The sequence below is a fragment of the Pseudomonas benzenivorans genome, from assembly GCF_024397895.1.
Lineage (GTDB): Bacteria > Pseudomonadota > Gammaproteobacteria > Pseudomonadales > Pseudomonadaceae > Aquipseudomonas > Aquipseudomonas benzenivorans_A.
On sequence record NZ_CP073346.1, the window covers coordinates 4,050,346 to 4,073,828 of the forward strand.

24 protein-coding genes are annotated in these 23,483 nt (G+C 64.4%); 10 read left to right on the forward strand and 14 right to left on the reverse strand.

The genetic code is table 11. The features are described from left to right. Positions 1-17: 17 nt before the first annotated feature. Positions 18-1,328, reverse strand: coding sequence for an MFS transporter (locus KDW96_RS18995; protein ID WP_255837779.1), 1,311 nt, complete (start codon positions 1,326-1,328; stop codon positions 18-20). 140 nt (positions 1,329-1,468) lie between these two features. Here KDW96_RS18995 and KDW96_RS19000 point away from each other — a divergent pair, with 140 nt between their 5' ends. After that, complete coding sequence (locus KDW96_RS19000) at positions 1,469-1,900, forward strand: universal stress protein (protein WP_255837781.1); 432 nt, start codon at positions 1,469-1,471, stop codon at positions 1,898-1,900. Between the two features lie 23 nt (positions 1,901-1,923). Here KDW96_RS19000 and KDW96_RS19005 read toward each other — a convergent pair whose 3' ends face one another. Beyond that, positions 1,924-2,478, reverse strand: coding sequence for a carboxymuconolactone decarboxylase family protein (locus tag KDW96_RS19005; RefSeq protein ID WP_255837782.1), 555 nt, complete (start codon positions 2,476-2,478; stop codon positions 1,924-1,926). Between the two features lie 147 nt (positions 2,479-2,625). Between KDW96_RS19005 and KDW96_RS19010 the strand changes: the two genes are divergently transcribed. The 3 genes from KDW96_RS19010 to KDW96_RS19020 all read left to right on the forward strand — a co-directional run bounded on the left by KDW96_RS19010 (position 2,626) and on the right by KDW96_RS19020 (position 4,819). After that, on the forward strand, positions 2,626-3,234 hold the full coding sequence (locus tag KDW96_RS19010) for a TetR/AcrR family transcriptional regulator (RefSeq protein ID WP_255837783.1): 609 nt from the start codon (positions 2,626-2,628) through the stop codon (positions 3,232-3,234). A gap of 111 nt (positions 3,235-3,345) precedes the next feature. Next, positions 3,346-3,777 (forward strand): universal stress protein, encoded by a 432-nt coding sequence (locus tag KDW96_RS19015; RefSeq protein WP_255837785.1) that lies wholly within the window; start codon positions 3,346-3,348, stop codon positions 3,775-3,777. A gap of 163 nt (positions 3,778-3,940) precedes the next feature. Beyond that, entirely contained in the window at positions 3,941-4,819 is an 879-nt protein-coding gene (locus tag KDW96_RS19020) for an EamA family transporter (protein ID WP_255837786.1), read from the forward strand. Between the two features lie 108 nt (positions 4,820-4,927). Here KDW96_RS19020 and KDW96_RS19025 read toward each other — a convergent pair whose 3' ends face one another. After that, a complete protein-coding gene (locus KDW96_RS19025; RefSeq protein WP_255837787.1) occupies positions 4,928-5,209 on the reverse strand; it encodes a peptidylprolyl isomerase in 282 nt (93 codons plus the stop codon). A 168-nt stretch (positions 5,210-5,377) separates the two neighbouring features. Here KDW96_RS19025 and KDW96_RS19030 point away from each other — a divergent pair, with 168 nt between their 5' ends. Continuing rightward, positions 5,378-5,716, forward strand: coding sequence for a hypothetical protein (locus tag KDW96_RS19030; protein ID WP_255837788.1), 339 nt, complete (start codon positions 5,378-5,380; stop codon positions 5,714-5,716). Between the two features lie 36 nt (positions 5,717-5,752). On the opposite strand, the gene KDW96_RS19035 is transcribed toward KDW96_RS19030, so the two are convergent. The 3 genes from KDW96_RS19035 to KDW96_RS19045 all read right to left on the reverse strand — a co-directional run bounded on the left by KDW96_RS19035 (position 5,753) and on the right by KDW96_RS19045 (position 7,170). Next, on the reverse strand, positions 5,753-6,118 hold the full coding sequence (locus tag KDW96_RS19035; RefSeq protein WP_255837789.1) for a SpoIIAA family protein: 366 nt from the start codon (positions 6,116-6,118) through the stop codon (positions 5,753-5,755). Positions 6,119-6,277: 159 nt separating this feature from the next. Beyond that, positions 6,278-6,772, reverse strand: coding sequence for a PaaI family thioesterase (locus KDW96_RS19040; protein ID WP_255837790.1), 495 nt, complete (start codon positions 6,770-6,772; stop codon positions 6,278-6,280). Positions 6,773-6,870: 98 nt separating this feature from the next. After that, complete coding sequence (locus KDW96_RS19045; protein WP_255837791.1) at positions 6,871-7,170, reverse strand: hypothetical protein; 300 nt, start codon at positions 7,168-7,170, stop codon at positions 6,871-6,873. A gap of 201 nt (positions 7,171-7,371) precedes the next feature. Here KDW96_RS19045 and KDW96_RS19050 point away from each other — a divergent pair, with 201 nt between their 5' ends. Beyond that, positions 7,372-8,223, forward strand: a complete 852-nt coding sequence (locus KDW96_RS19050; RefSeq protein WP_255837792.1) for a CAP domain-containing protein — start codon at positions 7,372-7,374, stop codon at positions 8,221-8,223. A gap of 15 nt (positions 8,224-8,238) precedes the next feature. Here the strand turns inward: KDW96_RS19050 and KDW96_RS19055 are convergent, their stop codons facing one another. After that, positions 8,239-8,655, reverse strand: coding sequence for a helix-turn-helix domain-containing protein (locus tag KDW96_RS19055; protein WP_255837793.1), 417 nt, complete (start codon positions 8,653-8,655; stop codon positions 8,239-8,241). A gap of 73 nt (positions 8,656-8,728) precedes the next feature. Here KDW96_RS19055 and KDW96_RS19060 point away from each other — a divergent pair, with 73 nt between their 5' ends. Both KDW96_RS19060 and KDW96_RS19065 read left to right on the forward strand, forming a co-directional pair. Next, a complete protein-coding gene (locus KDW96_RS19060) occupies positions 8,729-9,241 on the forward strand; it encodes a DUF2938 domain-containing protein (RefSeq protein WP_255837794.1) in 513 nt (170 codons plus the stop codon). A gap of 184 nt (positions 9,242-9,425) precedes the next feature. Further along, a complete protein-coding gene (locus KDW96_RS19065; RefSeq protein WP_255837795.1) occupies positions 9,426-10,652 on the forward strand; it encodes an HD-GYP domain-containing protein in 1,227 nt (408 codons plus the stop codon). A gap of 51 nt (positions 10,653-10,703) precedes the next feature. On the opposite strand, the gene KDW96_RS19070 is transcribed toward KDW96_RS19065, so the two are convergent. After that, positions 10,704-10,946 (reverse strand): hypothetical protein, encoded by a 243-nt coding sequence (locus KDW96_RS19070; RefSeq protein ID WP_255837796.1) that lies wholly within the window; start codon positions 10,944-10,946, stop codon positions 10,704-10,706. Between the two features lie 304 nt (positions 10,947-11,250). On the opposite strand from KDW96_RS19070, the gene KDW96_RS19075 reads away from it, so the two are divergent. Next, positions 11,251-11,994 (forward strand): class I SAM-dependent DNA methyltransferase, encoded by a 744-nt coding sequence (locus KDW96_RS19075; RefSeq protein WP_255837797.1) that lies wholly within the window; start codon positions 11,251-11,253, stop codon positions 11,992-11,994. A gap of 19 nt (positions 11,995-12,013) precedes the next feature. On the opposite strand, the gene KDW96_RS19080 is transcribed toward KDW96_RS19075, so the two are convergent. After that, entirely contained in the window at positions 12,014-12,475 is a 462-nt protein-coding gene (locus tag KDW96_RS19080) for a type VI secretion protein (RefSeq protein WP_255837798.1), read from the reverse strand. Between the two features lie 79 nt (positions 12,476-12,554). After that, complete coding sequence (locus tag KDW96_RS19085; RefSeq protein WP_255837799.1) at positions 12,555-13,235, reverse strand: GNAT family N-acetyltransferase; 681 nt, start codon at positions 13,233-13,235, stop codon at positions 12,555-12,557. A 246-nt stretch (positions 13,236-13,481) separates the two neighbouring features. On the opposite strand from KDW96_RS19085, the gene KDW96_RS19090 reads away from it, so the two are divergent. After that, on the forward strand, positions 13,482-15,680 hold the full coding sequence (locus KDW96_RS19090; RefSeq protein WP_255837800.1) for an OsmC domain/YcaO domain-containing protein: 2,199 nt from the start codon (positions 13,482-13,484) through the stop codon (positions 15,678-15,680). A gap of 61 nt (positions 15,681-15,741) precedes the next feature. Here KDW96_RS19090 and KDW96_RS19095 read toward each other — a convergent pair whose 3' ends face one another. The 4 genes from KDW96_RS19095 to KDW96_RS19110 form a co-directional block, all read right to left on the reverse strand. After that, positions 15,742-16,275: an REP-associated tyrosine transposase gene (locus KDW96_RS19095; RefSeq protein ID WP_255837801.1), complete on the reverse strand. Its 534-nt coding sequence runs from the start codon at positions 16,273-16,275 to the stop codon at positions 15,742-15,744. Positions 16,276-16,818: 543 nt separating this feature from the next. Further along, positions 16,819-17,799 (reverse strand): IS5 family transposase, encoded by a 981-nt coding sequence (locus KDW96_RS19100; protein ID WP_255837545.1) that lies wholly within the window; start codon positions 17,797-17,799, stop codon positions 16,819-16,821. A 433-nt stretch (positions 17,800-18,232) separates the two neighbouring features. Next, complete coding sequence (locus tag KDW96_RS19105) at positions 18,233-19,483, reverse strand: ribonucleotide-diphosphate reductase subunit beta (RefSeq protein ID WP_255837802.1); 1,251 nt, start codon at positions 19,481-19,483, stop codon at positions 18,233-18,235. A 280-nt stretch (positions 19,484-19,763) separates the two neighbouring features. Then, a complete protein-coding gene (locus KDW96_RS19110) occupies positions 19,764-22,673 on the reverse strand; it encodes a ribonucleoside-diphosphate reductase subunit alpha (RefSeq protein ID WP_255837803.1) in 2,910 nt (969 codons plus the stop codon). Between the last annotated feature and the right edge of the window lie 810 nt (positions 22,674-23,483).

Below are 23,483 nucleotides of genomic sequence, written 5' to 3' on the forward strand. Positions count from 1 at the left end.
TGTGGCCGTCGCGCGGCTCATTTGGCCTCCGGCAGGGCGCTGGCCATGGCCGCGCCCAGTGCGCCGAGCAATGACAGCAGCAGGATGATCTCGCTGACCGCCAGCACCGAGCCGAGGGCGCCGGCGAAGCCCAGCAGCAGCAGGATCAGGCCGATCAGGCTGTTGCTGACGGCAACATAGTCGGTACGCCGGTTGCCCTTGGCCAGGTCGACCACGTAGGTCTTGCGGCCGATGCGCACGCCCTGGTGGGCGATGCTCAGGCAGAAGTACAGCGCGGGCAGCGCCCAGCCGATGGTCAGCCAGGCCGGTTGCAGGCTGTCGAGCAGGTAGACGAGCAGCCCCAGGGCAGCGGTCAGCACGGCGGCCAGCATCATCACCCGGCGGCTGGAGAGGTCGGCGAAGCGACCCCACAGCGGCGCCGAGAGCAGGCTTGCGGCGCCGCTGGCGAGCAGGAACAGGCCCAGCAGCGAGGCGGCCGAGCCGAGCTTCTGCTGGGCCAGCACCACGTAGTAGGGGGCGGTCAGGGCGGAGCACAGCAGCAGCGCCCGGGTGATGACGAAACGGCGAAACGGTGCGTCGGTGCGCAGAATGGCCAGGCGTTTGAACGCCTCGACCACGGCATTGCCGCCGCCGGCGGTTTCTCCGGGCAATTCATTGATGCGGGCGTAGATGGCCGCGGCGACCAGCCACAACAGACCGGCGCCGGCCAGCAGCAGGCCATAGGCCTGGGGCGGCAGCTGATCGGCGCTGCTGATCAGCAACAGCAGGGCCAGGCCGACGGTGACCAGGCCCGCGGCGCTGGCCGACCAGCCGTTGACCTGGCCGCGTCGGGTCTTGGGAATGGTCTTGCCGAGCACGTCCTTCGAGGCCACCGAGCTCAGGCCGCGGGCCAGGCTGAACAGCACCAGCAGGCCGATGATCGCCCAGCCGGCGGTTGCGCCGTTGAGGAACCAGGCCACCAGGCCGATGCCGCCGATGGCCAGGGCCTGGACCAGGCTGCCGATGACCCAGACCCATTTGCGCACCGGCACCGCGCGGATATAGCTGGCGATGAACAGCTGGGGGATCAGCGAGCCGGACTCGCGGATCGGCACCAGAAAACCGATCAGGTACAGCGGCGCCTGCAGGGTTTCCATCACCCAGGGCAGGACCACCTTGGGATTGGCCAGGGCGTCGCCCAGTTTGCTGAAGAAATGGGTGAGGATCATCAGCAGGAAGTTGCCCGGCACATCGCGGCAGGCCTGATCGCCGATGTCGGTACAGACCCGCGCGTCCTCCTCGTTGACCAGCTTGGCGTAGAGGTTCTCGCTGAGGCTTTGCTTGTTCACGGCAACTCCGAGCGGAAACGGCGCCTGCGCGGCGCAGAGGGGCATGATGCCATGCCCAGGTTGTTGGCGCCCACGCCGGCGCGGATGGGCGGCAGGGGGGCTGGTCTATGCTTGTCGTGGGGGCGCAGAGGAGAGGCGTGATGCGCACTATATTGCTGGCATTCGACGGGTCGGACAGCGCCAGGCGCGCGGTGCAGTACGTCATCGACTTCGTCCGCTTCCACCAGGCCAAGCTGCAGGTGCACCTGATCAATGTGCAGCACGAACCCCTGCTCTACGGCGAGTACGTGACCAGCGAGTTCGTCGAGCAGTTGCAGCAGTCGCTGCTGGCGGCGGCGGCGCAGACGCTGGAGTGGCCGGCCGATCAGCTCGAGGAAGCGGGCATCGCCCACAAGTCGCACACGGCCCTGGGCAATGTGGCCGAGCAGGTGGCCGACGCGGTCAAGCAGCTGCAGTGTGACACCGTGGTCATGGGCACCCGGGGTTTGGGCACCGTCACCGGTATGCTGCTGGGCTCGGTGGCCACCCGGGTCATTCATGAGGTGGAAGTGCCGGTGGTACTGGTCAAGTAACCCTACCGGCCCACGGCGACGATCTACTTGGCCTTGGTCCAGGCGAAGCTCTGGAAGGGCTCGTCCACCGGTGTTTCGGCGAGGTGGTTGATGTAGTTGCTCATCACCTTCTGGCTCAGGCCGAGCACCACTTCGAGGACGTGGCGCTGGCTGTAACCGGCATCGTAGAAGGCTTGCAGCTCGGCTTTGCCGACCGCGCCGCGCTGGCGCAGCATGGCCAGGGTGAAGGTGCGCAGGGCCTCGAGCTTGTCGCTGGGCAGGGCGCTTTCATCGCGCAGGGCGTTGCTGATGTCGTCCGACACCTTCATCGACTTGGCGATCGCGGTGTGGGCCGGCACGCAGTAGTGGCAGCCGTGCTCGACGCTGATGGTCTGCCACACCACGGTCTTCTCGTCGGCATCGAAGCTGCTCTGCACGAACAGCTCGTGCAGCTGCTGGTAGGCCTCCAGCGTGCCCGGCGCCTCGGCCATCACGGCATGCAGGTTGGGGATCATGCCGAAGGCCTTCACGGATTTCTCCAGCAGGGGCTTGGACTTCTCGGGGGCGGAAGCTTGGTCGTGCAGGGTGAAGTCGCTCATCAGACTGTCCTCGCTAAGTTGAGTGATCATTCAAAAACGATTTCAACCCTAACATAATTGAGTGATCGCTCAAGTTTAATTTGAGCAATCACTCAATAATCTCGTCGGCAGCGGTATACTCGTCATTTTCCGAGTCAGGCTCCGCCCATGCCGAGAACCTCCCGTTACGACCGGCAGACCGCCCTGGACAAAGCCGTGCTGCTGTTCTGGGAGCGGGGTTACTTCGCCACCTCGATGAAGCAGATCGAAGAGGCGTTGGACATGCGGCCTGGCAGCCTGTACGCCACGTTCGGCAGCAAGAGCGGCCTGTTTGGCGAAGCGCTGGATGAGTATTCGCGGCAGATGGGCGAGGAGCTGGCCGGCCATCTGGCGCGCCAGTCCAGCCGTATCGCCGGCCTGAAGAGCTATCTGCGTGCTGTCACCCAGTCCTGCCTGGAGCCGGGCAGGGTGCCGGCTCGTGCCTGCATGCTGGTCAAGACCCTGCTGGAAGTGAACAACCAGGAGCCGGCATTGCAGCAGCAGGTCAACCTCATCCTGCGGGATGTCGAGGCCCAGTTGGCCGAGGTGGTGCAACAGGCCCAGGAGGCCGGCGAGCTGCGTCCGGAGGTTGACTGCCAGCGCCTGGCCCGGCTGCTGCAGGCACAGCTGATCGGCCTGCGCTCCTTCGCCCAGCGCGACGTGCCCGCCTGCCACCTGGAAGCGCTCACCGATGACATGCTCGCCATGCTGGAGCCCTACCGGGCCTTGCCCGCCTGATCCGTCAATCTGCCGCCGCAATGGTGCGCCGGGCGGCGTGTCACGCGGATAACGTCACGGGCCCGCGCAGCGCTATCTATGCTTTCAGTATGTCGGTAGAGGAGATTCGCTATGCGCAAGGTACTGGTTGCATACGATGGTTCGGACAGTTCGAAACGTGCCCTGCAGTACGTGATCGACTTCGCGCGGGTTCACGACGCGACGCTGGATGTGCACCTGATCAATGTCCAGCATGAGGCGGTGCTGTACGGCGAATACGTCAACGACGAGATGATCGCCAACATGCGCGAATCGCTGCAGGCCGAGGCCAACGAGGCGCTCGACTGGCCGGCCGAGCAGCTCAAGGCCGCGGGCATCGCCTGCGAAAAGCATACGGCTCTGGGCAATGTGGCCGAGCAGGTCAACCATGCGGTCAAACAGCTGGAGTGCGACACCGTGGTGATGGGCACTCGCGGCCTGGGCACCTTCACCGGCCTGCTGCTGGGCTCGGTGGCCACCCGGGTGATCCATGAGGTGCAGGTGCCGGTGCTGCTGGTGAAATAGCGCCCGGTCGCCAGAAACGCCCAGCCAGCTCACGTGCATCGTCGCACCGCAATGCGCAGGTGCGCATTGCGGCGACTGTGTGCCTCTATTGCTTCGCCACTGTAGTTAGGCAGACGCCGGCGCGGCTGGTCTAATGACGCTTTGTCCGTCATGAGAAAGCGCGATGTCTCCCAAGGATCTGTTGTTGGCGCTGGTCGTGATCGTCGTCTGGGGCCTGAACTTCGTGGTGATCAAGGTCGGCCTGGACGACATGCCGCCCATGCTGCTGGGAGCGCTGCGCTTCATGCTGGCGGCCTTCCCGGCGATCCTGTTCGTCAGGCGTCCGCAGATGCCGTTGCGCTGGCTGCTGGCCTACGGTCTGACGATCTCCCTCGGCCAGTTCGCCTTTCTGTTCTCGGCCATGTCGGTGGGCATGCCGGCCGGTCTGGCCTCGGTGGTGCTGCAGTCCCAGGCGTTCTTCACCCTGATCTTCGCCGTGTTGTTCCTCGGCGAGCGAGTGCGTGCGAGCAATGTACTGGGCTTGCTGGTGGCGGCCGGCGGCCTGCTGCTGATCGCCCTGCAAAACGATTTCAGCATGACCCTCGCCGGGTTCGTCCTGACCATCGGCGCCGCCTCGATGTGGGGGCTGGGCAATATCATCACGCGCAAGGTCGGCAAGGTGAATCTGGTCGGTCTGGTGGTCTGGGGCAGCCTGGTGCCGCCGCTGCCGTTCCTGGCCTTGTCCTGGCTGCTGGAAGGGCCCCAGGTGATGGAAGCGGCCGTGCGCGATATCAGCCTGAACTCGATCCTGGTGCTGGTCTACCTGGCCTTCGGCGCGACCATTCTCGGATACGGCTTGTGGAGCCGGCTGCTGTCGCGCTACCTGGCCAGCCAGGTGGCGCCGTTCTCGCTGCTGGTGCCGGTGGTCGGCTTGAGTTCATCGGCGCTGCTGCTGGGGGAGCGGCTCGGCACCCAGCAGATGCTCGGCGCGCTGCTGGTGATGCTCGGGTTGTTGATCAACGTCTGGGGCGGCTGGCTCTATGGCCGGTTGAGGTTGGCCTGAAGGGTGCGCCGTTGCCAGGCGACTTGATGAACGCCAGCCATTGAGAGGGCTGCCGCGAAGCGGAAGGAAAAAGCCCCCGACACCGTTGCGGCGCGGGGGCGATCAGGATCAGTCCTGGCGGCTGGTGACTTCCAGCAGGTGGTAGCCGAACTGGGTCTTCACCGGACCCTGCACGACATTCAGCGGCGCGCTGAAGACCACGGTGTCGAACTCCTTGACCATCTGCCCCGGACCGAACGAGCCGAGGTCGCCGCCGTTACGGCCGGACGGGCAGGTGGAGTTGTCTTTGGCGACCTGGGCGAAGTCGGCACCGCCTTCGATGGCGGCTTTCAGTTCGTTGCACTTGGCTTCGGTGGCAACCAGGATGTGACGGGCAGTGGCGCGGGCCATGGGGAATACTCCTTTCAAAGAAGCTGCAAAGCCTACCGCAATCGTGCGGCTATTCAAACGTCAGGACCCGGTATCCGGCAGCACGACGAACCAACGCCTGCAGCCTGGTTGTCTAGAATTGGGCAGGAGGGCGCGAAGTGCCCGGGCGTCCACATTAGGAGATTGCGAATGAATACGCTGACCATCGAAGGCTGGCACAAGCCGGCCAGCGACAAGAAGTCCATTCCCATGGGGGAGTTCCATTTTCGCGTCAACGAGCCCGACCATTTGCGCCTGGAACAGGCCGAGGAACGGCTGCAGCAGACCGACGAGACCGAGGTGTTCATCGACGTCGACATGTCGACGATGGAGCTGGTGACCCCTGAGGAATGCGGTCCGCTGTCCGACTGCCAGCTGCGTGTCTACCTGAGTGCCGACCAGCGCGGCCAGTTCCACCTGGTGGGCCACCGCAAGAGCGACGGCACCCTGGTGTACACCAATGCGGTAATGGTCGATCAACTCGGCTAGCTGGTCGCCCGTCGCAGCTAGCCCGCTCGGTTGGGGCTAGCTCTGCAACCAGATTTCGGCTTCGGCCTTCTCGGTGGGGTCGAATGCCTTGATGGTCAGCCCCGGGATCAGCGCGCCCTCGATCTCGCTGGCCTTTCTCAGCCATTGCTGATCGGCGATTACCGCGATGCGGTCGAACTGGCGAATGAAGCGAAATAGCTGGGGAAGGCGCGACAGTTCGACGGCGATGGCGCCCAGGGTGGGAAACTCGAACTCGCCGATCCGGTAGAGGATGCGGCCGTGCTGGATCCCCTCGGAGTGCTCAATCAGCTGACTGAGGGCGATCAGCATTTCCTCGCTGTCGAATTTGCCGGCAATGTCCACGTCGAGGCGGTTCTCGCCGTTGCGCGTTACCTGGAACATAACCACCTCCGCACAGTGGGTTCTAGTTCCCACCATACGCCGCTTGTCGATCCAGGTTAAACAAGCTTCGATAAAGCGGCTCTGTCAGTCGAGGGCGCTGCAGCTGATCGCTACTTCCTATTCGCCGCGCCAGTGCTTAGCAGGCGCAGCAGTCGGGTGTCAGGCCTCGCTGCCATGGGCCGCGGCCCGCAGTTGCGCGGTGTCGACGCGCACGAAGGTGGAGTCGCCGATGGCGGTAAGCACGTCGCCGGCGAAGACCTCGCAGATCACCCGGGTCTTGCGCCCGACCTCGCCGTCGACCCGGGCGCGCAGGGTCAGGGCTACGCCCATCGGCGTCGGCTTGATGTATTTGATGCCGAGGTTGCCGGTGACGCAGTCGATACGCGGCAGGCTGCCGGCTTCGCGCTGTTCGGCGCGGTAGTGGTAGGCCATGGCCGTCCAGTTGGAGTGGCAGTCCACCAGCATGGCGATCAGCCCGCCGTAGACCAGGCCCGGCCAGCCAGAATACTTGTCGTCGGGCAGGTGCTCGGCCACGACATGCACGCCGTCCTCATGCCAGTGACTCTTGATCTGCAGGCCATGGTGGTTGTGGCTGCCACAGCCAAAACAGACACCTTCCGGTGCGGCCAGATCTTGCAGGGGGGCGTCGTGCATGGTGTTGCCTTGTCCTGGGGAGGGGGGACGCCAGCGTATCGGCTTTCAGCGCGGAACTGAACCGGGGGGTGCCCATGGCCACGCCGCGCCCGGCGCCGTTACTTGACCGTATCGAGGCGCTGGTCTGTGAACACGCAGAGCACCCCGGCCTTGTTGTGCATCACCTGGTGGTTGAAGTCGCAATAGGCCGCGGCCACGCTCAGGGCCATCAGCTCGGTGATCGGCTTGCCATCTTCCGGGCGGAACCAGGCCATCTGTCCGGGCGTGCAGCGCTGTGCCTGGGGGTCGGTGCTGTAGGTGCACAGGCCGCTCTGGTCGATGGGCGAGACGTCATTGAAGCAGGCCGACAGAGACAGGGCGGCGGCGCTGAGGAGGAACAGGCGGACGAGCGTGCGCATGGCAGGTATCCCGACTTTGGAGGAAGAGTGGGCATTAGTGCCGGGAATGGCGCGAAGGTTCCCTGCGGGTCGGGTCGATCGACCTCGCAGGCGAAGGCCAGCGCGTCGACGCAGGTGGATTGCCGTCCGGCATGCCGATGGATTGGCTGACGCCGATCCTTTTGGTTCATCATGGGCGCTGTCCGGTCCAGGGAGTTTGCCATGCGAGTCAGGTCATCCGTTGCGCGTTTCGCCGCGTTGTCGCTAGGACTGCTGTTTGCCGTGGCCGCCCAGGCGGCGCAGGAGACGCTGCTGGTCGAGTCGATCAATGCCTATCGCGGCCAGGTTCAGCGTTGTGCGGGCCAGGCATCGGAGACCCTGCCGCCGCTGGCGACCGACCCGCGCCTGGTCCTGTCGGCCAGCGGTGGCGAGGACCTGCAGCAGGCCCTGACCCGCGCCGCCTATCCCATGGTCAGTGCGCAGGCGATCAGCCTGTCAGGGCCGCGCGATGCGCAGGCGGCCCTGCAGATGTTGCAGGAGAGCTTCTGCCAGGTGGTGCTCGACCCGCAGTTCGTCGATATCGGTGTGAGCCAGGCGGGGCGTGACTGGCGCATCGTGCTGGCGCGGCCGCTGTTGTCGGCCAAGCTGGGCGACTGGCAGGCGGAGGGACAGCGGCTGCTCGAGCAACTCAACGCCGCCCGGGCCCGGGCCCGCCAGTGCGGCGGCCAGGCGTTTGCCGCCGCGCCGCCGCTGAGCTGGAACGCCGAACTGGGCGTGGCAGCCGAGGCGCACAGCCGGGCCATGGCCAACGCCAACTTCTTTGCCCACCGCGGCCGCGACGGCAGCACCCCGGGAGACCGGGCGGAGCTGGCCGGCTACAACGGCCGGCAGATCGGCGAGAACCTCGCCGCCGGGCTGGATGCCTCGCCGAGGGTGGTCGAGGGCTGGCTGGCCAGCCCCGGTCACTGCGCCACCCTGATGAACCCACAGTTTCGCGATCTGGGCGCCGCCTACGCGGTCGATCCCAAGAGCGATGCGGGCATCTACTGGACCGCGCTGTTCGGCACGCCCTGAGCGCTACTCGGCGCCTCAACGATTGCCGCAGGTGCGACTCCGGCCCTTTGCGGCGAGGTTCATCAAGCGCTGGAAGTTCGGGCATTGCAGGTGATTCTCTTGCGGGCAGGCGGCCGCGTGGCGCAGGCCGTCGCGGATCGCGCCGAGTCGCTTGATGGTGCGGTCCAGTTGCTCGGCCCTGGCCAGCAGTTGCGCCCGGTCGATGGCGGCGTGCCCGTCTTCCTGCAGCATGCCGGCGATGTCGTCCAGGGCGAAACCCGCCGCGCGCCCCAGGGCGATCAATGACAGGCGCTCCTTCACCGACTCGCCGAACACCCGCCTGAGCCCGTTGCGACCGATGGAGCGGATCAGGCCCTTCTCCTCGTAATAGCGCAGCGTCGACGCCGGCAGGCCGGACCAGCGCGCGACCTGGCCGATATCCATCTCTCTCATGCTTGACCTCAAGTCGACTTGAGCTGGCAGGTTGATGAACACAGCCTTTCAGACCGGATAGAAGGAGGGACAGATGATAGGCGAGATCGTCTTGCGGGTGATCCTGGTTGGCATCGGCGCGACCCTGGTGATGGATGGCTGGGCGCTGGCGCGGCGGCGACTGTTTGGCATCGCGTCGCTCGACTACGCCCTGGTGGGACGCTGGCTGGGGCATATGCGACAGGGCCGTTTCCGCCACGAGGCGATTGCCAGGGTGCCGCCGGTGCCTGGCGAGCGGCTGCTCGGCTGGACCTGCCATTACCTGATCGGCGTGCTGTTCGCCGCCCTGATGCTGACCGCGGTGGGGCCGCAGTGGCTGTGCCGGCCGACCCCGATGCCGGCGCTGACCCTGGGCGCGCTCAGCGTCGCCGCCCCCTTCCTGCTATTGCAGCCGGCATTCGGCATGGGCCTGGCGGCCTCGCGGATGCCGGGTGCCTGGCGGCTCAGGCGGCAGAGCCTGCTGAGCCATCTGCTGTTCGGCCTGGGCCTGTACCTGGCGGGCTGGGTTGGCGCGCAGATGGCCGTGTCGCCGCTCTGCGGCGGATGAGAACCGCACTCCCCCAATCGGGTGCTACGAGGAGCATGTGCCGGCGGGTAGAGTGCATCCTTGCCTGCCGGGCGATAGGCGCAAGGGGTCGGTTCGCGTCAGCCGGCGTGCAGGGTGGCTGAGTCTGCACTAGCGTGAATATCGCCCTCTGTCTTTGGCTGGTCATGCGAGGAGTTCCGTTGAAATGGATGTCTACGTCAGTCATCTGGCCGCGCTGAAAGATCACCACCAAATAACCGCCACCGAGGACATTCGCACGGCCCAGGGGCTCAAGCTGCTGTCCCGGGGCGCCCGTCTGGACGAAGCGACGCTGGCCCGGCTGGCGCTGCAGAAGTTGCACAAGCCGTTGGACCAGAGTGTCGGTATCGGTGGCGAGTTGGACGGCGCCCAGCTGGCCACGCTGATCGTCGAACTGGCGGCGCAGCACCCGGACGGCGCCGCGCTGTTGCGTCAGCTGCCGTTGCCATTGGCCGAGCTGTGCTCCAGCCTGGATCGCCAGCCGCTGCTCTGCCAGCGCCTGACGGTCATGCGCGCGGTGTTTCCGGCGCGCTTTCGTCGCACCCTGTTCGGCGCCCTGTTGGCCCTGGCGATCGTCAGAAGCGGCAACTTGCGCGGGCTGTCCCTGCCGGGGCTGTTCGTGGCCGCCCTGGCGCGCAGCATCGGCTTGCTGCATCTGCCGGAGGCGTTCATGGCGCGGGAGGCGCAGCACAGCGCCGAAGCCCAGCGACAGTTCGAGTCGCACCCGGTGGTCAGCCGGGAAATGATTCGCCGCAGCGTCGACCCGGTCACCGCCGAGGCCATTCTCAATCAGCATGAGCGCCTTGACGGTAGCGGCTTTCCGCGCGGCAGCAGGGCGGGTACGCCGAGCTCCGAGGCGCAATTGCTGGGTCTCGCCGACTGGATCGCCTGGCTGTGCCTGGAGCGGGTCGAGGCCGGGGCTGGGCGGATCGCCCATGCCCTGCAGCCGTTGCGCCTGTTCCGGTTGTTCTGGAGCGGGGCGATCTTCAATGCCGCTTGCGAGATGATCCTGGTGATCGGCGGCAGCTGCCCGCCATTGGTCAGCGAAAACGAGCGTCCGGCCTGGCTGGCCGCGCTGCTGGCCCGACACCAACAGACGGGCCGCCAACTGACGGCGTTGCTCGAAGAGCTGGGCGCCGCGACCGACGAAGGCCCTTCCCATGGCCAGCACCAACGCCGCTGCCTGCTGCAGATGCTGAGCCGAATCAACACCAGCTCGGGCTTGCTGAGCCCCGAGTACGAACGCTGGATCGACCACGTGCGGGCCCAGCAATTGAGTGTTGCCTACGCGGAAATGGACGAGGTGTACCTGCAGCTCTGCTGCCTGGAGCCGCTGCTGCAGCGGACCCGCCTGCTCTGCGGCGCGCCGGAGGGCGAGGAAGTGGCGGCCTAAACGAAGCGGGGCGCGTGGGCCGGGTTGAGTGTTGCACGGCGGATGGCCAGGTTACCTGCTCGCTATAGTGCGGGTACGGCTCGACAGCCGTTGCAGCAGCGCCTGCTCACACAGGCGGAAGAGCAGGTAGCAGGTCATGGCCAGCAACGCGATCAGGGTCAGCTCGGCCAGCTGCAGCAACCCACCGCTCATCAGCGCCAGCCAGCCATGCCTGACGATAAAGGCCGCGTTACTGCCGAGTAGTTGCACCAGATCGAGGGTGAAGTAACCAAACGCCAGAAAGCTTGCGGTCATCAGCAGGAAGCTGGATACCGGGTGACGGCGTAACCAACGAAAAAACGAACTTTCTACAGGCATGCTCACCCCGTTGAAATGGCAGTCTGATTGGGCAGCATTGCCGCTGGCACGAAACGAGTCCTGGCGGCAACGAGGTACAGGAAATGTAGCTGAAGCCGAGAACAGGGCAGCTGCCGCTGGCCGGGCGTATCAGGTGGCTTGCCTCGCAGCGCTTTCCACCAATCGGGCAGGCAGGCGGCCCTGCGGTCGCTGGTGTAGGATGCGCCACCCCAAAATTCCCCGCCCAATCTGCCAGGTCACCATGTCCGCCAACGCCCTGTATACCGACCTTTCCGGTTATTACGACCTGATGTGCGCCGATATCGACTATCAAGCACAGAGCCACTGTGTTCAGAGGCTGCACCAGATATTCGGTGGCGGCGGCAAGACCCATCTCGACCTGGCGTGCGGGACCGGGCCGCACGTGCGCCGTTTCCTCGACTTCGGCTACCGGAGCGGCGGGCTCGACATCAATCAGCCGATGCTGGAACGCGCCGCCGCCCGTTGTCCGGAGGCGCAGTTTTCCTTGCAGGACATGTGCGACTTCAGCGTGAGCGAGCCGCTGGATCTGGTCACCTGTTTTCTCTACTCCATCCACTACAGCGCCGGAATCGAGAGGCTCAAAGCCTGCATCGGCAGCGTGCACCGTGCGCTCAAGGCCGATGGCCTGTTCTGCTTCAACGGGGTCGACAAGAACAGGATCGACAGCGCGCTGTTCGTCAGCCATACGGCCGTGCAGGACGACAGCCAGTTCCGCTTCAGCTCCGGCTGGCACTACGGCGGTGCGGGCGAGCGGCAGTCGCTCAGGCTCAGTATCGAGAAAACTACTGCCGGGCAAACCCAGCGCTGGCACGACGAACACCCCATGGTCGCGGTGGGGTTCGAGGAGCTGCAGGCCATCCTGCGGCCCTACTTCGAGGTCCATGTCTTCGAGCATGACTACGAGAAGATCATCCCCTGGGACCAGCGCTCCGGCAATGCCATCTTCGCTTGCGTGAAGCGCTAGCGCGCGGTGGCCGTGCAGGCTAGTCGTCGAGCAGGCGCATTTCCCGGCTCTCGAACCTGAGCCACAGGCGGCTGTGCATCGCTAGCCGCAGGCGATGCGCACCGGGACTGTCGTAGCTGGCGAAGACCAGAAGCTCCGCCGCCTGGCTGCCTGCCAGCGGAGGGTCCGACAACTTCATGAACTGTCCGGGTACCAGCTCCAAACTCCATACCTCGAGCAACTGGCCGGCATTGCGGCGATATTGTTCGCGCTCGGCAAACCACTGCTTGGCACTGAACTGCGAAAGCCGCTGGAGAAGCGCGGCATCGCGCACTGCAACGAAGTCGACGGCCAATGGCGCGCCGTTGTTGGCCTGCGGCGTGACATCCAGCGTGAGGCTCTCGAGCCTCACCGTGGCGACGAAGACCGTGCAGCCGGTGAGCAAGGCAAGGCTCGCAAGCAGGAGAGAAAGCGAACGAAATACTCGGCGCCGCGGGTTCATAGGGTTCTGACCTTGATTTGTGCCCGGCTGGTGCCGGGCCTGCGGATTGGCCTAGAGCGTGGCCTGCCCGTGATTACGCCTACGCGAGCCGCTCGCGTACCAGCGCCTGGGCCTGCCGGGCCAGCTGGTCGAGCTGGCGATCGCGCTGTTGCTCCGCCTCGCGCATGGCGGTCTGGCCGTGCTGCTTCACCAGATAGGCGTGGATCTGCCGGACTTCCTTGGATTGGAAGATCGCCTCCAGGTCCTGCACCGCCACCAGGCCGTCCGAGCGCCGGTCCCGCGTACTCATCAGCACTTGCGGCCCGTGCGCGGCCAGCACCTGAAAGCCCATGGCCTCGAAGGCCGGCACCTTGCCCGCGACACAGGCCAGATCGGCATGGGGGCGACGCGTGACCATGTGCTGCAGCATGGCCCGGGCAATACCGTGGCGGCGATGGCTGGCCTGTACCGCCACATAGGCCAGGGTGCAGGCCTCGGGGTCGTCCTGGGCCGGCAGGTACAGGGCAAAGCCCCGCACCCGGGCCGGGTCCAGATCGTCCAGGGCCAGGACCAACTGCGCGCTGCTGTCCAGGGCGCTGTCCATGGCCTGCAGGTACAGGTGCACCTCGTAGCCGACCACGTATTGGTACAACTGGTAGAGGGGGTTGCTGGGCGTCAGCGACACCGGGCTGATGTCGCCGAGGTAGTCCACCACCATCTGCAGCACCTGGCTTTTCAGCGACTCGGGCGGTGGGGTGTCCAGGTGTACAAGGGTGAACATCGTCGGTCTGGCTCCGGGGCGTGCGCGATCGGGGGAGTCGGCGTGGGCGGCATTGTAACGCCCATGGGGGATTGCGCGTTGCCAGGCGGTCGTTGGCAATAGACGTGGCCTGCCCCTGGTTACTTCCCACGACCCATCCTGGGGGCTTGCTGTGGGCGGCGCCCGGTGAGCCGGACAAGACTTCCTGCAGAAATGCCGGATAATGGCCGCCAATTTGTCTCGCCCGCTTTATCTGGTACCCCCCTCATGGAAATCAAGGTCAACTTTCTCGACAACCTCCGTCTCGAAGCCAAGTTCGATGACTTCACGGTGATCGCCGACCAGCCGATTCGATACAAGGGCGATGGCTCGGCGCCGGGGCCGTTCGACTACTTCCTGGCATCCTCGGCACTGTGCGCGGCCTACTTCGTCAAGCTGTACTGCCAGACCCGCAACATCCCCACCGAGAACATCCGCCTGTCGCAGAACAACATCGTCGACCCGGAAGACCGCTACAAGCAGATCTTCAAGATCCAGGTCGAGCTGCCGGCGGACATCACCGAGAAGGATCGCCTGGGCATCCTGCGCTCCATCGAGCGCTGCACGGTGAAGAAGGTGGTGCAGGCCGGCCCCGATTTCGTCATCGAGCAAGTGGCCAGCCTCGACGCCGATGCCCAGGCGCTGCTGATGCCGACCCTGGCGGCGGGCGAGGGCACGTGCATCCTCGGCAAGGACCTGCCGCTGGAGCAGACCATCGTCAACATGTCGGGCATCCTCGCCGAACTGGGAATGAAGATCGAGATCGCCTCCTGGCGCAATATCGTGCCCAACGTCTGGTCGCTGCATATCCGCGACGCGCAGTCGCCGCTGTGCTTCACCAACGGCAAGGGCGCGACCAAGGAGAGCGCGCTGGCCTCGGCCCTGGGCGAGTTCATCGAGCGGCTGAACTGCAACTTCTTCTACAACGACCAGTTCTGGGGCGAGGAGATCGCGGGCGCCGCGTTCGTCCACTACCCCGACGAGCGCTGGTTCAAGCCCGGGCCGCGCGACGCGCTACCGGAGGAGATCCTCGACCCGTACTGCCTGGCCATCTACAACCCCGATGGCGAGCTGCGCGGCTCGAACCTGTACGACACCAACTCGGGCAACAAGGCGCGCGGCATCTGCTCGCTGCCCTTCGTGCGCCAGTCCGACGGCGAGGTGGTGTACTTCCCCTCCAACCTGATCGAGAACCTTTTCTTAAGCAACGGCATGAGCGCCGGCAACACCTTGGCCGAGGCCCAGGTGCAGTGCCTGTCGGAAATCTTCGAGCGGGCGGTCAAACGCGAGATCCTGGAGAACGAGCTGGCGTTGCCGGACGTGCCGCAAGAGGTGTTGGCCAAGTACCCGGCAATCGTCGCCGGCATCCAGGGGCTGGAGCAGCAGGGCTTCCCGGTGCTGGTCAAGGACGCCTCCCTCGGCGGCGAATTCCCGGTGATGTGCGTGACCCTGATGAACCCGCGCACCGGTGGCGTGTTCGCCTCGTTCGGCGCCCACCCGAGCTTCGAGGTGGCGCTGGAGCGCAGCCTCACCGAACTGCTCCAGGGCCGCAGCTTCGAGGGCCTCAACGACCTGCCGCCGCCGACCTTCGAGAGCCAGGCGCTGACCGAGCCGAACAACTTCGTCGAGCACTTCATCGACTCCAGCGGCCTGGTGTCCTGGCGCTTCTTCAGCGCCAAGGCCGACTACCCGTTCGTCGAGTGGGACTTCTCGGGTAAAGGCGAAGACTCCAACGCCCAGGAGGCCGCGACCCTGTTCGGCATCCTCGAGGACATGGGCAAGGAAGTGTACATGGCGGTGTACGACGACCTCGGCGCCAACGCCTGCCGCATCCTGGTGCCGGGCTACTCGGAAATCTACCCGGTGGAAGACCTGATCTGGGACAACACCAACAAGGCGCTGCTGTTCCGTTCGGACATCCTCAACCTGCACAGCCTGAGCGAGATGCGCCTCAAGTCCCTGCTCAAGAGCCTGGAGCAGTACGACGGCGACGACTACACCGACATCAGCACCCTGATCGGCATCGAGTTCGACGACAACACCGTGTGGGGCCAGCTGACCATCCTGGAGCTGAAGCTGCTGATCTACCTCGCGCTGCACAAGTTCGAGCAGGCCAAGGAACTGGTGGAAGCCTTCCTGCAGTACAACGACAACAGCGTCGAGCGCGGGCTGTTCTACCAGGCGCTGAACGTGGTGCTGGAGGTACAGCTGGACGACGACCTGGACATGGCCGACTTTGAAGCCAACTTCCGCCGCATGTTCGGCAACGAGCGCATGGACGCGGCGCTGGGCTCGGTGGATGGCAACGTGCGCTTCCATGGGCTGACGCCCACCAGCATGAAGCTGGAGGGGCTCGACAAGCACCTGCGCCTGGTGGAGAGCTACAGGAAGCTGCATGCGGCGCGGGCCCGGGCGGCGGGGCTTTAACCCGGCGCCTGATCGTTCCCACGCTCCGCGTGGGAATGCCAACTCGACGCTCCGCGTCCACTCACGCCCAGCGATCAATCTCGATCAACCCCGGCTGCCCCTGGTAGTTCCGCGCGCTGGAGTAGCGCCAGTGCTCGGGCAAGTCCACGTAGCCACGCCTTACCGGGTTCTGGTGGATGTAGTCGAGCTTCTGCCGCATCACTTCAGGGCTGCAGACCAGCTCGGCGTGGCTGCCTTCCTGCCAGAACTGGTATTGCCGATCCTGCTTGTGCGCGCGCTTGGCAAAGCCCAGGCGCTGCAAGGCCGACTCGGCACCGCGCTGCTCCAGGTGATCGAGCATCTTGCGGGCCGTGTAGGACTTGAAGCTGCTGACGCACCGGGCCAGGTCGGGTGCCTGGGCCAGGTAGTGCAGGTGGTTTTCCAGCACCACGTAGCCGTACAGCCTGAGGCCCTGGTTGGCCTGCTGGTAGCGCCAGCAGGCGAGCAGGATATCGACCAGGGCAGGGCGGGCGAACAGCGGCAACCACTCCACCACCGTGCAGGTGAGGAAGTGCGGCTGAGCGGGATCGGTGATGACGTAGCGACTGCGGCCCATGGGATTCATCCGTGAATCGGTTGGTGGGTTATGCGTGGCAGCGATGCACCTTCCCTGACTGCAGCTGACCGGCCGATGGCACCCACGCACTGCGTGGGAGCCTAGCCCGTGACGCTCCGCGTCGCTACGGGGTTGAGTGTGCGCAGGGCTGTGGGTGGACGCCGAGCGTCGAGGGCGGCATTCCCACGCGGAGCGTGGGAACGATCAAAATCACTCCGACCCCTTTAGTTCTCCTTCCTGATGGCTCCCACGCTCCGCGTGGGAGCCTGGCCGGTGACGCTCCGCGTCGCTGCGGGGGCTGTGTGCGCAGGGCTGTGAGTGGACGCCGATCGTCGAGGGCGGCATTCCCACGCGGAGCGTGGGAACGATCAAAAATAAATCACTCCGACCCCTTTAGGGATGGTCTGAAATAGCCATGCATTTCTGGCTGACTTCAGCCTTTGCCGATTTTGAAAGCGGGCAAACGATCAAAATCGACCAGATGGCCCACTCATTTCTCCGTTCTTGGCCGTCGCGAGCATCTCGCGGCAGCCATTCTCCTCATCACAGGCGCACCTCTCCTGTGGTCGCCAGCAAATGTCGACGCGCCATCCACAGGTTCGACAGCGCGAACAGCGTTATCAGCTGCGCGGTGTTCTTGGCCAGGCCGCGGAATCGCACCTTCACGTAACCGAACTGGCGCTTGATCACCCGAAATGGGTGCTCGACCTTGGCCCGCACCTGGGCCTTGGCCTTTTCGATCTTGCGTTTGGCTGTATAGAGCGGGCTGCTCTTGCCCAGCTTCTTATAGGTGCCTCGTCGTGCCGCGACCTGCCAGATCACCTCACGGCCGGCATGCTCGGAGCGCTTCTCGACCCCGGTATAGCCGGCATCGGCGCAGATGACGTTCTCCTCGCCATGCAGCAACTTGTCGACTTGGGTCACGTCCGCCACGTTGGCTGCGGTACCGACCACGCTGTGCACCAGGCCCGATTCGTCATCGACGCCGATGTGGGCCTTCATGCCGAAGTAGTACTGGTTGCCCTTCTTGGTCTGATGCATCTCAGGGTCGCGTTTGCCGTCTTTGTTCTTGGTCGAGCTGGGCGCATCGATCAGCGTGGCATCAACGATGGTGCCCTGGCGCAGCGACAGGCCGCGGTCACCGAGATATCCGTTAATTACCGCCAGTATTCCGGCCGCCAGTTCGTGTTTTTCCAGCAGGCGCCGGAAGTTGAGGATGGTGGTTTCGTCCGGGATACGTTCCAGGCTCAGGCCAGCAAACTGGCGCAGGATAGTGGTCTCGTACAAAGCCTCTTCCATTGCCGGATCGCTATAGCCGAACCAGTTCTGCATCAGATGAATACGCAGCATCGCCAGCAGCGGATAAGCGGGCCGGCCGCCTTCACCCTTTGGGTAGTGCGGCTCGATCAGGGCAATCAACCCCTTCCACGGCACCACCTGATCCATCTCAATCAGGAACAGTTCCTTGCGGGTTTTCTTGCGCTTGCCGGCGTACTCGGCGTCGGCGAAGGTCATCTGCTTCATCGGAAAACTCGGCGGGTGGAATCCGGGTATTTTGCCAAAATCAGGAAGTCTTCTTCAGAGTTTCCTTAGTTCTGCTTTAGTTCTCCTTTAGTTCTGCAGGGGGGGCACTCGTTGCAACTCATCGGCTTTCCACATTGCACTCTGCTGCTTAGTGGCTGTCAGCTTCGACGCCGTATCCTCGCTCATAACTCGCTCTCCATTACTGGCTTGCACTGAATCGCCAGTGAGTTCTGGCTCACCACATCAGCCAGGGGCCCGGGGCTGAAGTGTGTATATTTCTGCGTCATGGCCAGGGTGACGTGGTCATGACGCGTAGCAGGGGGCATGCCAAAAAAAGCCCCGCACTAGGCGGGGCTTGCAGTTTTCTCGCTACCCCAAACATCCATTTCAGGTAAAGCGTTTCTAATCTGTCTTAACGGTCTAGACCCAGGAATCAATCCCAGCTCAACGCCCCACCTGTCTGATACTCGATCACCCGCGTCTCGAAGAAGTTCTTCTCCTTCTTCAGGTCCATGATCTCGCTCATCCATGGGAAGGGGTTAGTGGTACCTGGGTACTCTTCCTTCAAGCCAATCTGGGTCAGGCGACGGTTGGCGATGAACTTGAGGTAGTCCTCCATCATCGCCGCGTTCATGCCCAGTACGCCCCGGGGCATGGTGTCGCGGGCGTATTCGATCTCCAGCTGGGTGCCCTGGAGGATCATCTGGGTGGCCTCGTCCTTCATCGCCGCATCCCACAGGTGCGGGTTCTCGATCTTGATCTGGTTGATCACGTCGATGCCGAAGTTCAGGTGCATGGATTCGTCGCGCAGGATGTACTGGAACTGCTCGGCGACGCCGGTCATCTTGTTGCGCCGGCCCATGGAGAGGATCTGGGTGAAGCCGCAGTAGAAGAAGATGCCTTCGAGCACGCAGTAGTAGGCGATCAGGTTGCGCAGCAATTCCTTGTCGGTCTCCACGGTGCCGGTGTTGAAGGTCGGGTCGGAGATGGCGCGGGTGTACTTGAGGCCCCAGCTGGCCTTCTTCGCCACGCTCGGGATCTCGTGGTACATGTTGAAGATCTCGCCTTCATCCATCCCCAGGGACTCGATGCAGTACTGGTAGGCGTGGGTGTGGATCGCCTCTTCGAAGGCCTGGCGCAGGATGTACTGGCGGCACTCGGGGTTGGTGATCAGGCGGTACACGGCCAGGGCCAGGTTGTTGGCCACCAGCGAATCGGCGGTGGAGAAGAAGCCGAGGTTGCGCATGACGATGCGGCGCTCGTCGTCGGTCAGGCCGTCGGTGCTCTTCCACAACGCGATGTCCGCGTTCATGTTCACTTCCTGGGGCATCCAGTGGTTGGCGCAACCATCCAGGTACTTCTGCCAGGCCCAGTCGTACTTGAAGGGTACGAGCTGGTTGAGGTCGGCGCGGCAGTTGATCATGCGCTTCTCGTCGACCGCGACGCGGGCGGCGGAGCCTTCCAGCTCGTCCAGGCCTTCCTGGATGTCCAGCTGGTCGAGGGCGGCCTTGGCGCGGGCCACTGCGGCGCTGTCGTCGGCGGCCACGGCGCGGGCTTCGTGGGCGGCGGCGTCGCCGGCCTGGTCGAGCTTGTCCACACCCAGGTCGGTGGATTGGGCGTTGGTGTTGCTGGCGACGGCGGCTTCGCTGCCGTCTTCCTTGTCGAATTCATCCCAGCTCAGCATGGCTTGGCTCCTGCTTGAGGGCCGGTGAAATGACCGGCCTGTATGGATATACAGTTAAATACTAGTCTGTGGCGTGGCGCAATGGCGACCGTCGGTCGCAGGGGAGAGGCTGGTGCCTTTCTCCGGGGCTCGCCTGAGCGGCGAGTCCTCAACTATTCGAGCGCGTAGCTGAGCGAGTAGTCGCTAGGCGCCGTGTGGGCCGGCCCCGGGAGTGTACGGCTGTACATGACCGGGGTCGGTTCACGCGGCAACGACGCGAATGCCGCTCAGATTCGCGCGTTTATTGGCACGCTTCGCAGTCCGGCTCGTCGATGGCACAGGCCTTGGGCACGGGGGCCGGCGCCGGTGCGGCCTGCTCGGCCGGGGCCTTGGCCGGTGCCGCGCCGAGGCCGTCGCCACCACCGCTGGACACGGCGTTGAGCTTGCCGGTGTTGATGGTCGACTTCTCGGTGCTGGTGGCGGCCAGGGCACGGAGGTAGTAGGTGGTCTTCAGGCCGCGGTACCAGGCCATGCGGTAGGTCACGTCGAGCTTCTTGCCCGAGGCGCCGGCGATGTACAGGTTCAGCGACTGGGCCTGGTCGATCCACTTCTGGCGACGGCTGGCGGCGTCGACGATCCACTTGGTCTCCACCTCGAAGGCGGTGGCGTACAGGTCCTTGAGCTCCTGGGGGATGCGCTCGATCTGCTGCACCGAACCGTCGTAGTACTTCAGGTCGTTGATCATCACCGAGTCCCACAGGCCGCGGGCCTTGAGGTCGCGTACCAGGTAGGGGTTGATCACGGTGAACTCGCCGGAGAGGTTCGACTTCACGTAGAGGTTCTGGTAGGTCGGCTCGATCGACTGCGACACGCCGGTGATGTTGGCGATGGTCGCGGTCGGCGCGATGGCCATGATGTTGGAGTTGCGGATGCCCTTCTGCACGCGTTCGCGCAGCGGGGCCCAGTCCAGCGACTCGGTCAGGTCGACATCGATGTACTTCTGGCCGCGAGCCTCGATGAGGATCTGCTGGGAGTCCAGCGGCAGGATGCCCTTGGACCACAGCGAGCCCTGGAAGGTCTCGTAGGCGCCGCGCTCGTCGGCCAGGTCGCAGGACGCCTGGATGGCGTAGTAGCTGACCGCTTCCATCGACTTGTCGGCGAAGTCCACTGCGGCATCGGAGCCGTAGGGGATGTGCTGCAGGTACAGGGCGTCCTGGAAGCCCATGATGCCCAGGCCCACCGGACGGTGCTTGAAGTTGGAGTTCTTCGCCTGCGGCACCGAGTAGTAGTTGATGTCGATGACGTTATCGAGCATGCGCACCGCGGTCTTCACCGTGCGCGCCAGCTTGGCGGTGTCCAGCTTGCCGTCGACGATGTGGTTCGGCAGGTTGACCGAACCCAGGTTGCACACGGCGATCTCGTCCTTGTTGGTGTTCAAGGTGATCTCGGTGCACAGGTTGGAGCTGTGCACCACGCCGACGTGCTGCTGCGGGCTGCGCAGGTTGCACGGGTCCTTGAAGGTCAGCCACGGGTGGCCGGTCTCGAACAGCATCGAGAGCATCTTGCGCCACAGGTCCTTGGCCTGGATGGTCTTGAACAGCTTGATCTTGCCGCCGTACTGGGTCAGGGCTTCGTAGTACTCGTAGCGCTCCTCGAAGGCCTTGCCGGTGAGGTCGTGCAGGTCCGGCACTTCGCTCGGGCTGAACAGGGTCCAGGGGCCGTCGTCGAACACGCGCTTCATGAACAGGTCCGGGATCCAGTTGGCGGTGTTCATGTCGTGGGTGCGGCGACGGTCGTCACCGGTGTTCTTGCGCAGCTCGATGAACTCCTCGATGTCCATGTGCCAGGTTTCCAGGTAGGCACAGACCGCGCCCTTGCGCTTGCCGCCCTGGTTGACCGCCACGGCGGTGTCGTTGACCACCTTGAGGAAGGGCACGACGCCCTGGGATTTGCCGTTGGTGCCCTTGATGTAGGAGCCCAGCGCGCGCACCGGGGTCCAGTCGTTGCCCAGGCCGCCGGCGAATTTGCTCAGCATGGCGTTGTCGTGGATGGCGCTGTAGATGCCCGAGAGGTCGTCCGGCACGGTGGTCAGGTAGCAGCTGGACAGCTGCGGACGCAGGGTGCCGGCGTTGAACAGGGTCGGGGTGGACGACATGTAGTCGAACGACGACAGCAGGTTGTAGAACTCGATGGCGCGAGTTTCCTTGTCCTGCTCCTCGATGGCCAGGCCCATGGCCACGCGCATGAAGAACACCTGGGGCAGTTCGAAACGCACGCCGTCCTTGTGGATGAAGTAACGGTCGTACAGGGTCTGCAGGCCCAGGTAGGTGAACTGCTGGTCGCGCTCGTGGTTGATCGCCTGGCCCAGGCGCTCGAGGTCGTAGCTCTGCAGTTTCGGGTCGAGCAGTTCGAACTCGATGCCCTTGGCCACGTAGGCCGGCAGCGCCTTGGCGTACAGCTCGGCCATCTCGTGGTGGGTGGCGCTGGCGGCGACGCCGAGGAAGCCCAGGCCTTCGGCGCGGATGTTGTCCATCAGCAGGCGGGCGGTGACGTAGGAGTAGTTCGGCTCGCGCTCGACCAGGGTGCGGGCGGTCATCACCAGGGCGGTGTTGACGTCCTTCTCGGCCACGCCGTCGTAGAGGTTCTTCAGGGTCTCGCGCTCGATCAGCGCGCCGTCGACCTCGGCCAGGCCTTCGCAGGCTTCGCGGATGATGGTCTGCAGGCGGCCCATGTCCAACGGCGCGACGCTGCCGTCGGCGGCGGTGATGCGGATGCTCGGGTGCGGCACGGCGACTTCGCTGGCGGCGCCACGCTTGCGCTCCTGGGCGCGGGATTCGCGGTAGATCACGTAGTCGCGGGCGACCTTCTGCTCGCCGGCGCGCATCAGGGCCAGTTCGACCTGGTCCTGGATTTCCTCGATGTGGATGGTGCCGCCGGAGGGCATGCGGCGCTTGAAGGTGGCGCTGACCTGCTCGGTCAGGCGCGCGACGGTGTCATGGATGCGCGACGAGGCGGCGGCGGTGCCACCCTCCACGGCGAGAAAGGCCTTGGTGATGGCGACGGTGATCTTGTCGTCGGTGTAAGGCACCACGGTGCCGTTACGCTTGATCACACGCAGCTGGCCCGGCGCGGTGGCGCTCAGGTCCTGGCTGGCATCGGCGGCCTGCGGCGCCTGGGCCTGCGGGTTCTCGCGAGTGGTGTCGGTATGCATGAAGGTCTCCGTGCTCTGAAATTCAGTTAGTTGGACGCTATGCCGTGGCGTACCCGCCGTTCCATTTCAACAACACCATGCGCGGGGCAAAGAACGCCGGGCGCACGGGACTTGCAAACTGGGCTGGGAGGGCACGACTAAAGCGCCTTCCTGGCTCAAAAGTCTAGTGTCGACTGCGGTCGGCACTACTATATCTAGTGGTTCGTGTGCAAGGACTCTGCACCCTGTTTCGCGCCCGCCTGGCGATCTGTGCTACGCGGGAGGGCGGTCGGCCCTGTTGCTGCGACGGCAGCAGCAGAAGCATTCACCTGCACTGTTGTTGTTCTCGGTCTGGACCTTTTGGGTGCAAATGTGCTTGTGTCGTTTCTTGTGCAAAAACCCAACATGTAGGTGTTTGCCGCGATGGAGATACAAGATAGTGCGGTGCTCGGGTGAAGACAAGCCAAGCCTCGCGCTTTCCCTGTGGATAAATCTGTGGGTTATCTTGGGGTAACTTTCGCCAGCCCGCATGAAAGCTGGGGTTGTCCCCTGGGGACCGTTCGTCGAGCAGAGCGTGGATTTTTTTCACGCGACAACGGGTGTTTTGCCTCGATCACACAAACACAAGATGTAGGTTTTTTCCTTGATTGTTGGCCTGCTCTGTGCAGGCCGCGTTGCGCGCCTTTATTTCGATGTGATCGGGTTAATCGACAGGAGCGGGGTAAGCGATTTCCACGCTACGCAGGGCGCGCTATCGTCACCGGGCAGGATTCGACCATGGCTGCGGACCTCGGCGTTGCTACAATGCCGGCCTGTTTCACCCCGGTTGAT

Excerpts from the sequence above, each read along its gene's own strand:
- KDW96_RS19000 (WP_255837781.1), top strand. The coding sequence starts at position 1,469 with ATGCGCACTATATTGCTGGCATTCGACGGGTCGGACAGCGCCAGGCGC.
- KDW96_RS19005 (WP_255837782.1), bottom strand. The coding sequence starts at position 2,478 with ATGAGCGACTTCACCCTGCACGACCAAGCTTCCGCCCCCGAGAAGTCC.
- KDW96_RS19010 (WP_255837783.1), top strand. The coding sequence starts at position 2,626 with ATGCCGAGAACCTCCCGTTACGACCGGCAGACCGCCCTGGACAAAGCC.
- KDW96_RS19015 (WP_255837785.1), top strand. The coding sequence starts at position 3,346 with ATGCGCAAGGTACTGGTTGCATACGATGGTTCGGACAGTTCGAAACGT.
- KDW96_RS19020 (WP_255837786.1), top strand. The coding sequence starts at position 3,941 with ATGTCTCCCAAGGATCTGTTGTTGGCGCTGGTCGTGATCGTCGTCTGG.
- KDW96_RS19025 (WP_255837787.1), bottom strand. The coding sequence starts at position 5,209 with ATGGCCCGCGCCACTGCCCGTCACATCCTGGTTGCCACCGAAGCCAAG.
- KDW96_RS19030 (WP_255837788.1), top strand. The coding sequence starts at position 5,378 with ATGAATACGCTGACCATCGAAGGCTGGCACAAGCCGGCCAGCGACAAG.
- KDW96_RS19035 (WP_255837789.1), bottom strand. The coding sequence starts at position 6,118 with ATGTTCCAGGTAACGCGCAACGGCGAGAACCGCCTCGACGTGGACATT.
- KDW96_RS19040 (WP_255837790.1), bottom strand. The coding sequence starts at position 6,772 with ATGCACGACGCCCCCCTGCAAGATCTGGCCGCACCGGAAGGTGTCTGT.
- KDW96_RS19045 (WP_255837791.1), bottom strand. The coding sequence starts at position 7,170 with ATGCGCACGCTCGTCCGCCTGTTCCTCCTCAGCGCCGCCGCCCTGTCT.
- KDW96_RS19050 (WP_255837792.1), top strand. The coding sequence starts at position 7,372 with ATGCGAGTCAGGTCATCCGTTGCGCGTTTCGCCGCGTTGTCGCTAGGA.
- KDW96_RS19055 (WP_255837793.1), bottom strand. The coding sequence starts at position 8,655 with ATGAGAGAGATGGATATCGGCCAGGTCGCGCGCTGGTCCGGCCTGCCG.
- KDW96_RS19060 (WP_255837794.1), top strand. The coding sequence starts at position 8,729 with ATGATAGGCGAGATCGTCTTGCGGGTGATCCTGGTTGGCATCGGCGCG.
- KDW96_RS19065 (WP_255837795.1), top strand. The coding sequence starts at position 9,426 with ATGGATGTCTACGTCAGTCATCTGGCCGCGCTGAAAGATCACCACCAA.
- KDW96_RS19070 (WP_255837796.1), bottom strand. The coding sequence starts at position 10,946 with ATGACCGCAAGCTTTCTGGCGTTTGGTTACTTCACCCTCGATCTGGTG.
- KDW96_RS19075 (WP_255837797.1), top strand. The coding sequence starts at position 11,251 with ATGTCCGCCAACGCCCTGTATACCGACCTTTCCGGTTATTACGACCTG.
- KDW96_RS19080 (WP_255837798.1), bottom strand. The coding sequence starts at position 12,475 with ATGAACCCGCGGCGCCGAGTATTTCGTTCGCTTTCTCTCCTGCTTGCG.
- KDW96_RS19085 (WP_255837799.1), bottom strand. The coding sequence starts at position 13,235 with ATGTTCACCCTTGTACACCTGGACACCCCACCGCCCGAGTCGCTGAAA.
- KDW96_RS19090 (WP_255837800.1), top strand. The coding sequence starts at position 13,482 with ATGGAAATCAAGGTCAACTTTCTCGACAACCTCCGTCTCGAAGCCAAG.
- KDW96_RS19095 (WP_255837801.1), bottom strand. The coding sequence starts at position 16,275 with ATGGGCCGCAGTCGCTACGTCATCACCGATCCCGCTCAGCCGCACTTC.
- KDW96_RS19100 (WP_255837545.1), bottom strand. The coding sequence starts at position 17,799 with ATGAAGCAGATGACCTTCGCCGACGCCGAGTACGCCGGCAAGCGCAAG.
- KDW96_RS19105 (WP_255837802.1), bottom strand. The coding sequence starts at position 19,483 with ATGCTGAGCTGGGATGAATTCGACAAGGAAGACGGCAGCGAAGCCGCC.
- KDW96_RS19110 (WP_255837803.1), bottom strand. The coding sequence starts at position 22,673 with ATGCATACCGACACCACTCGCGAGAACCCGCAGGCCCAGGCGCCGCAG.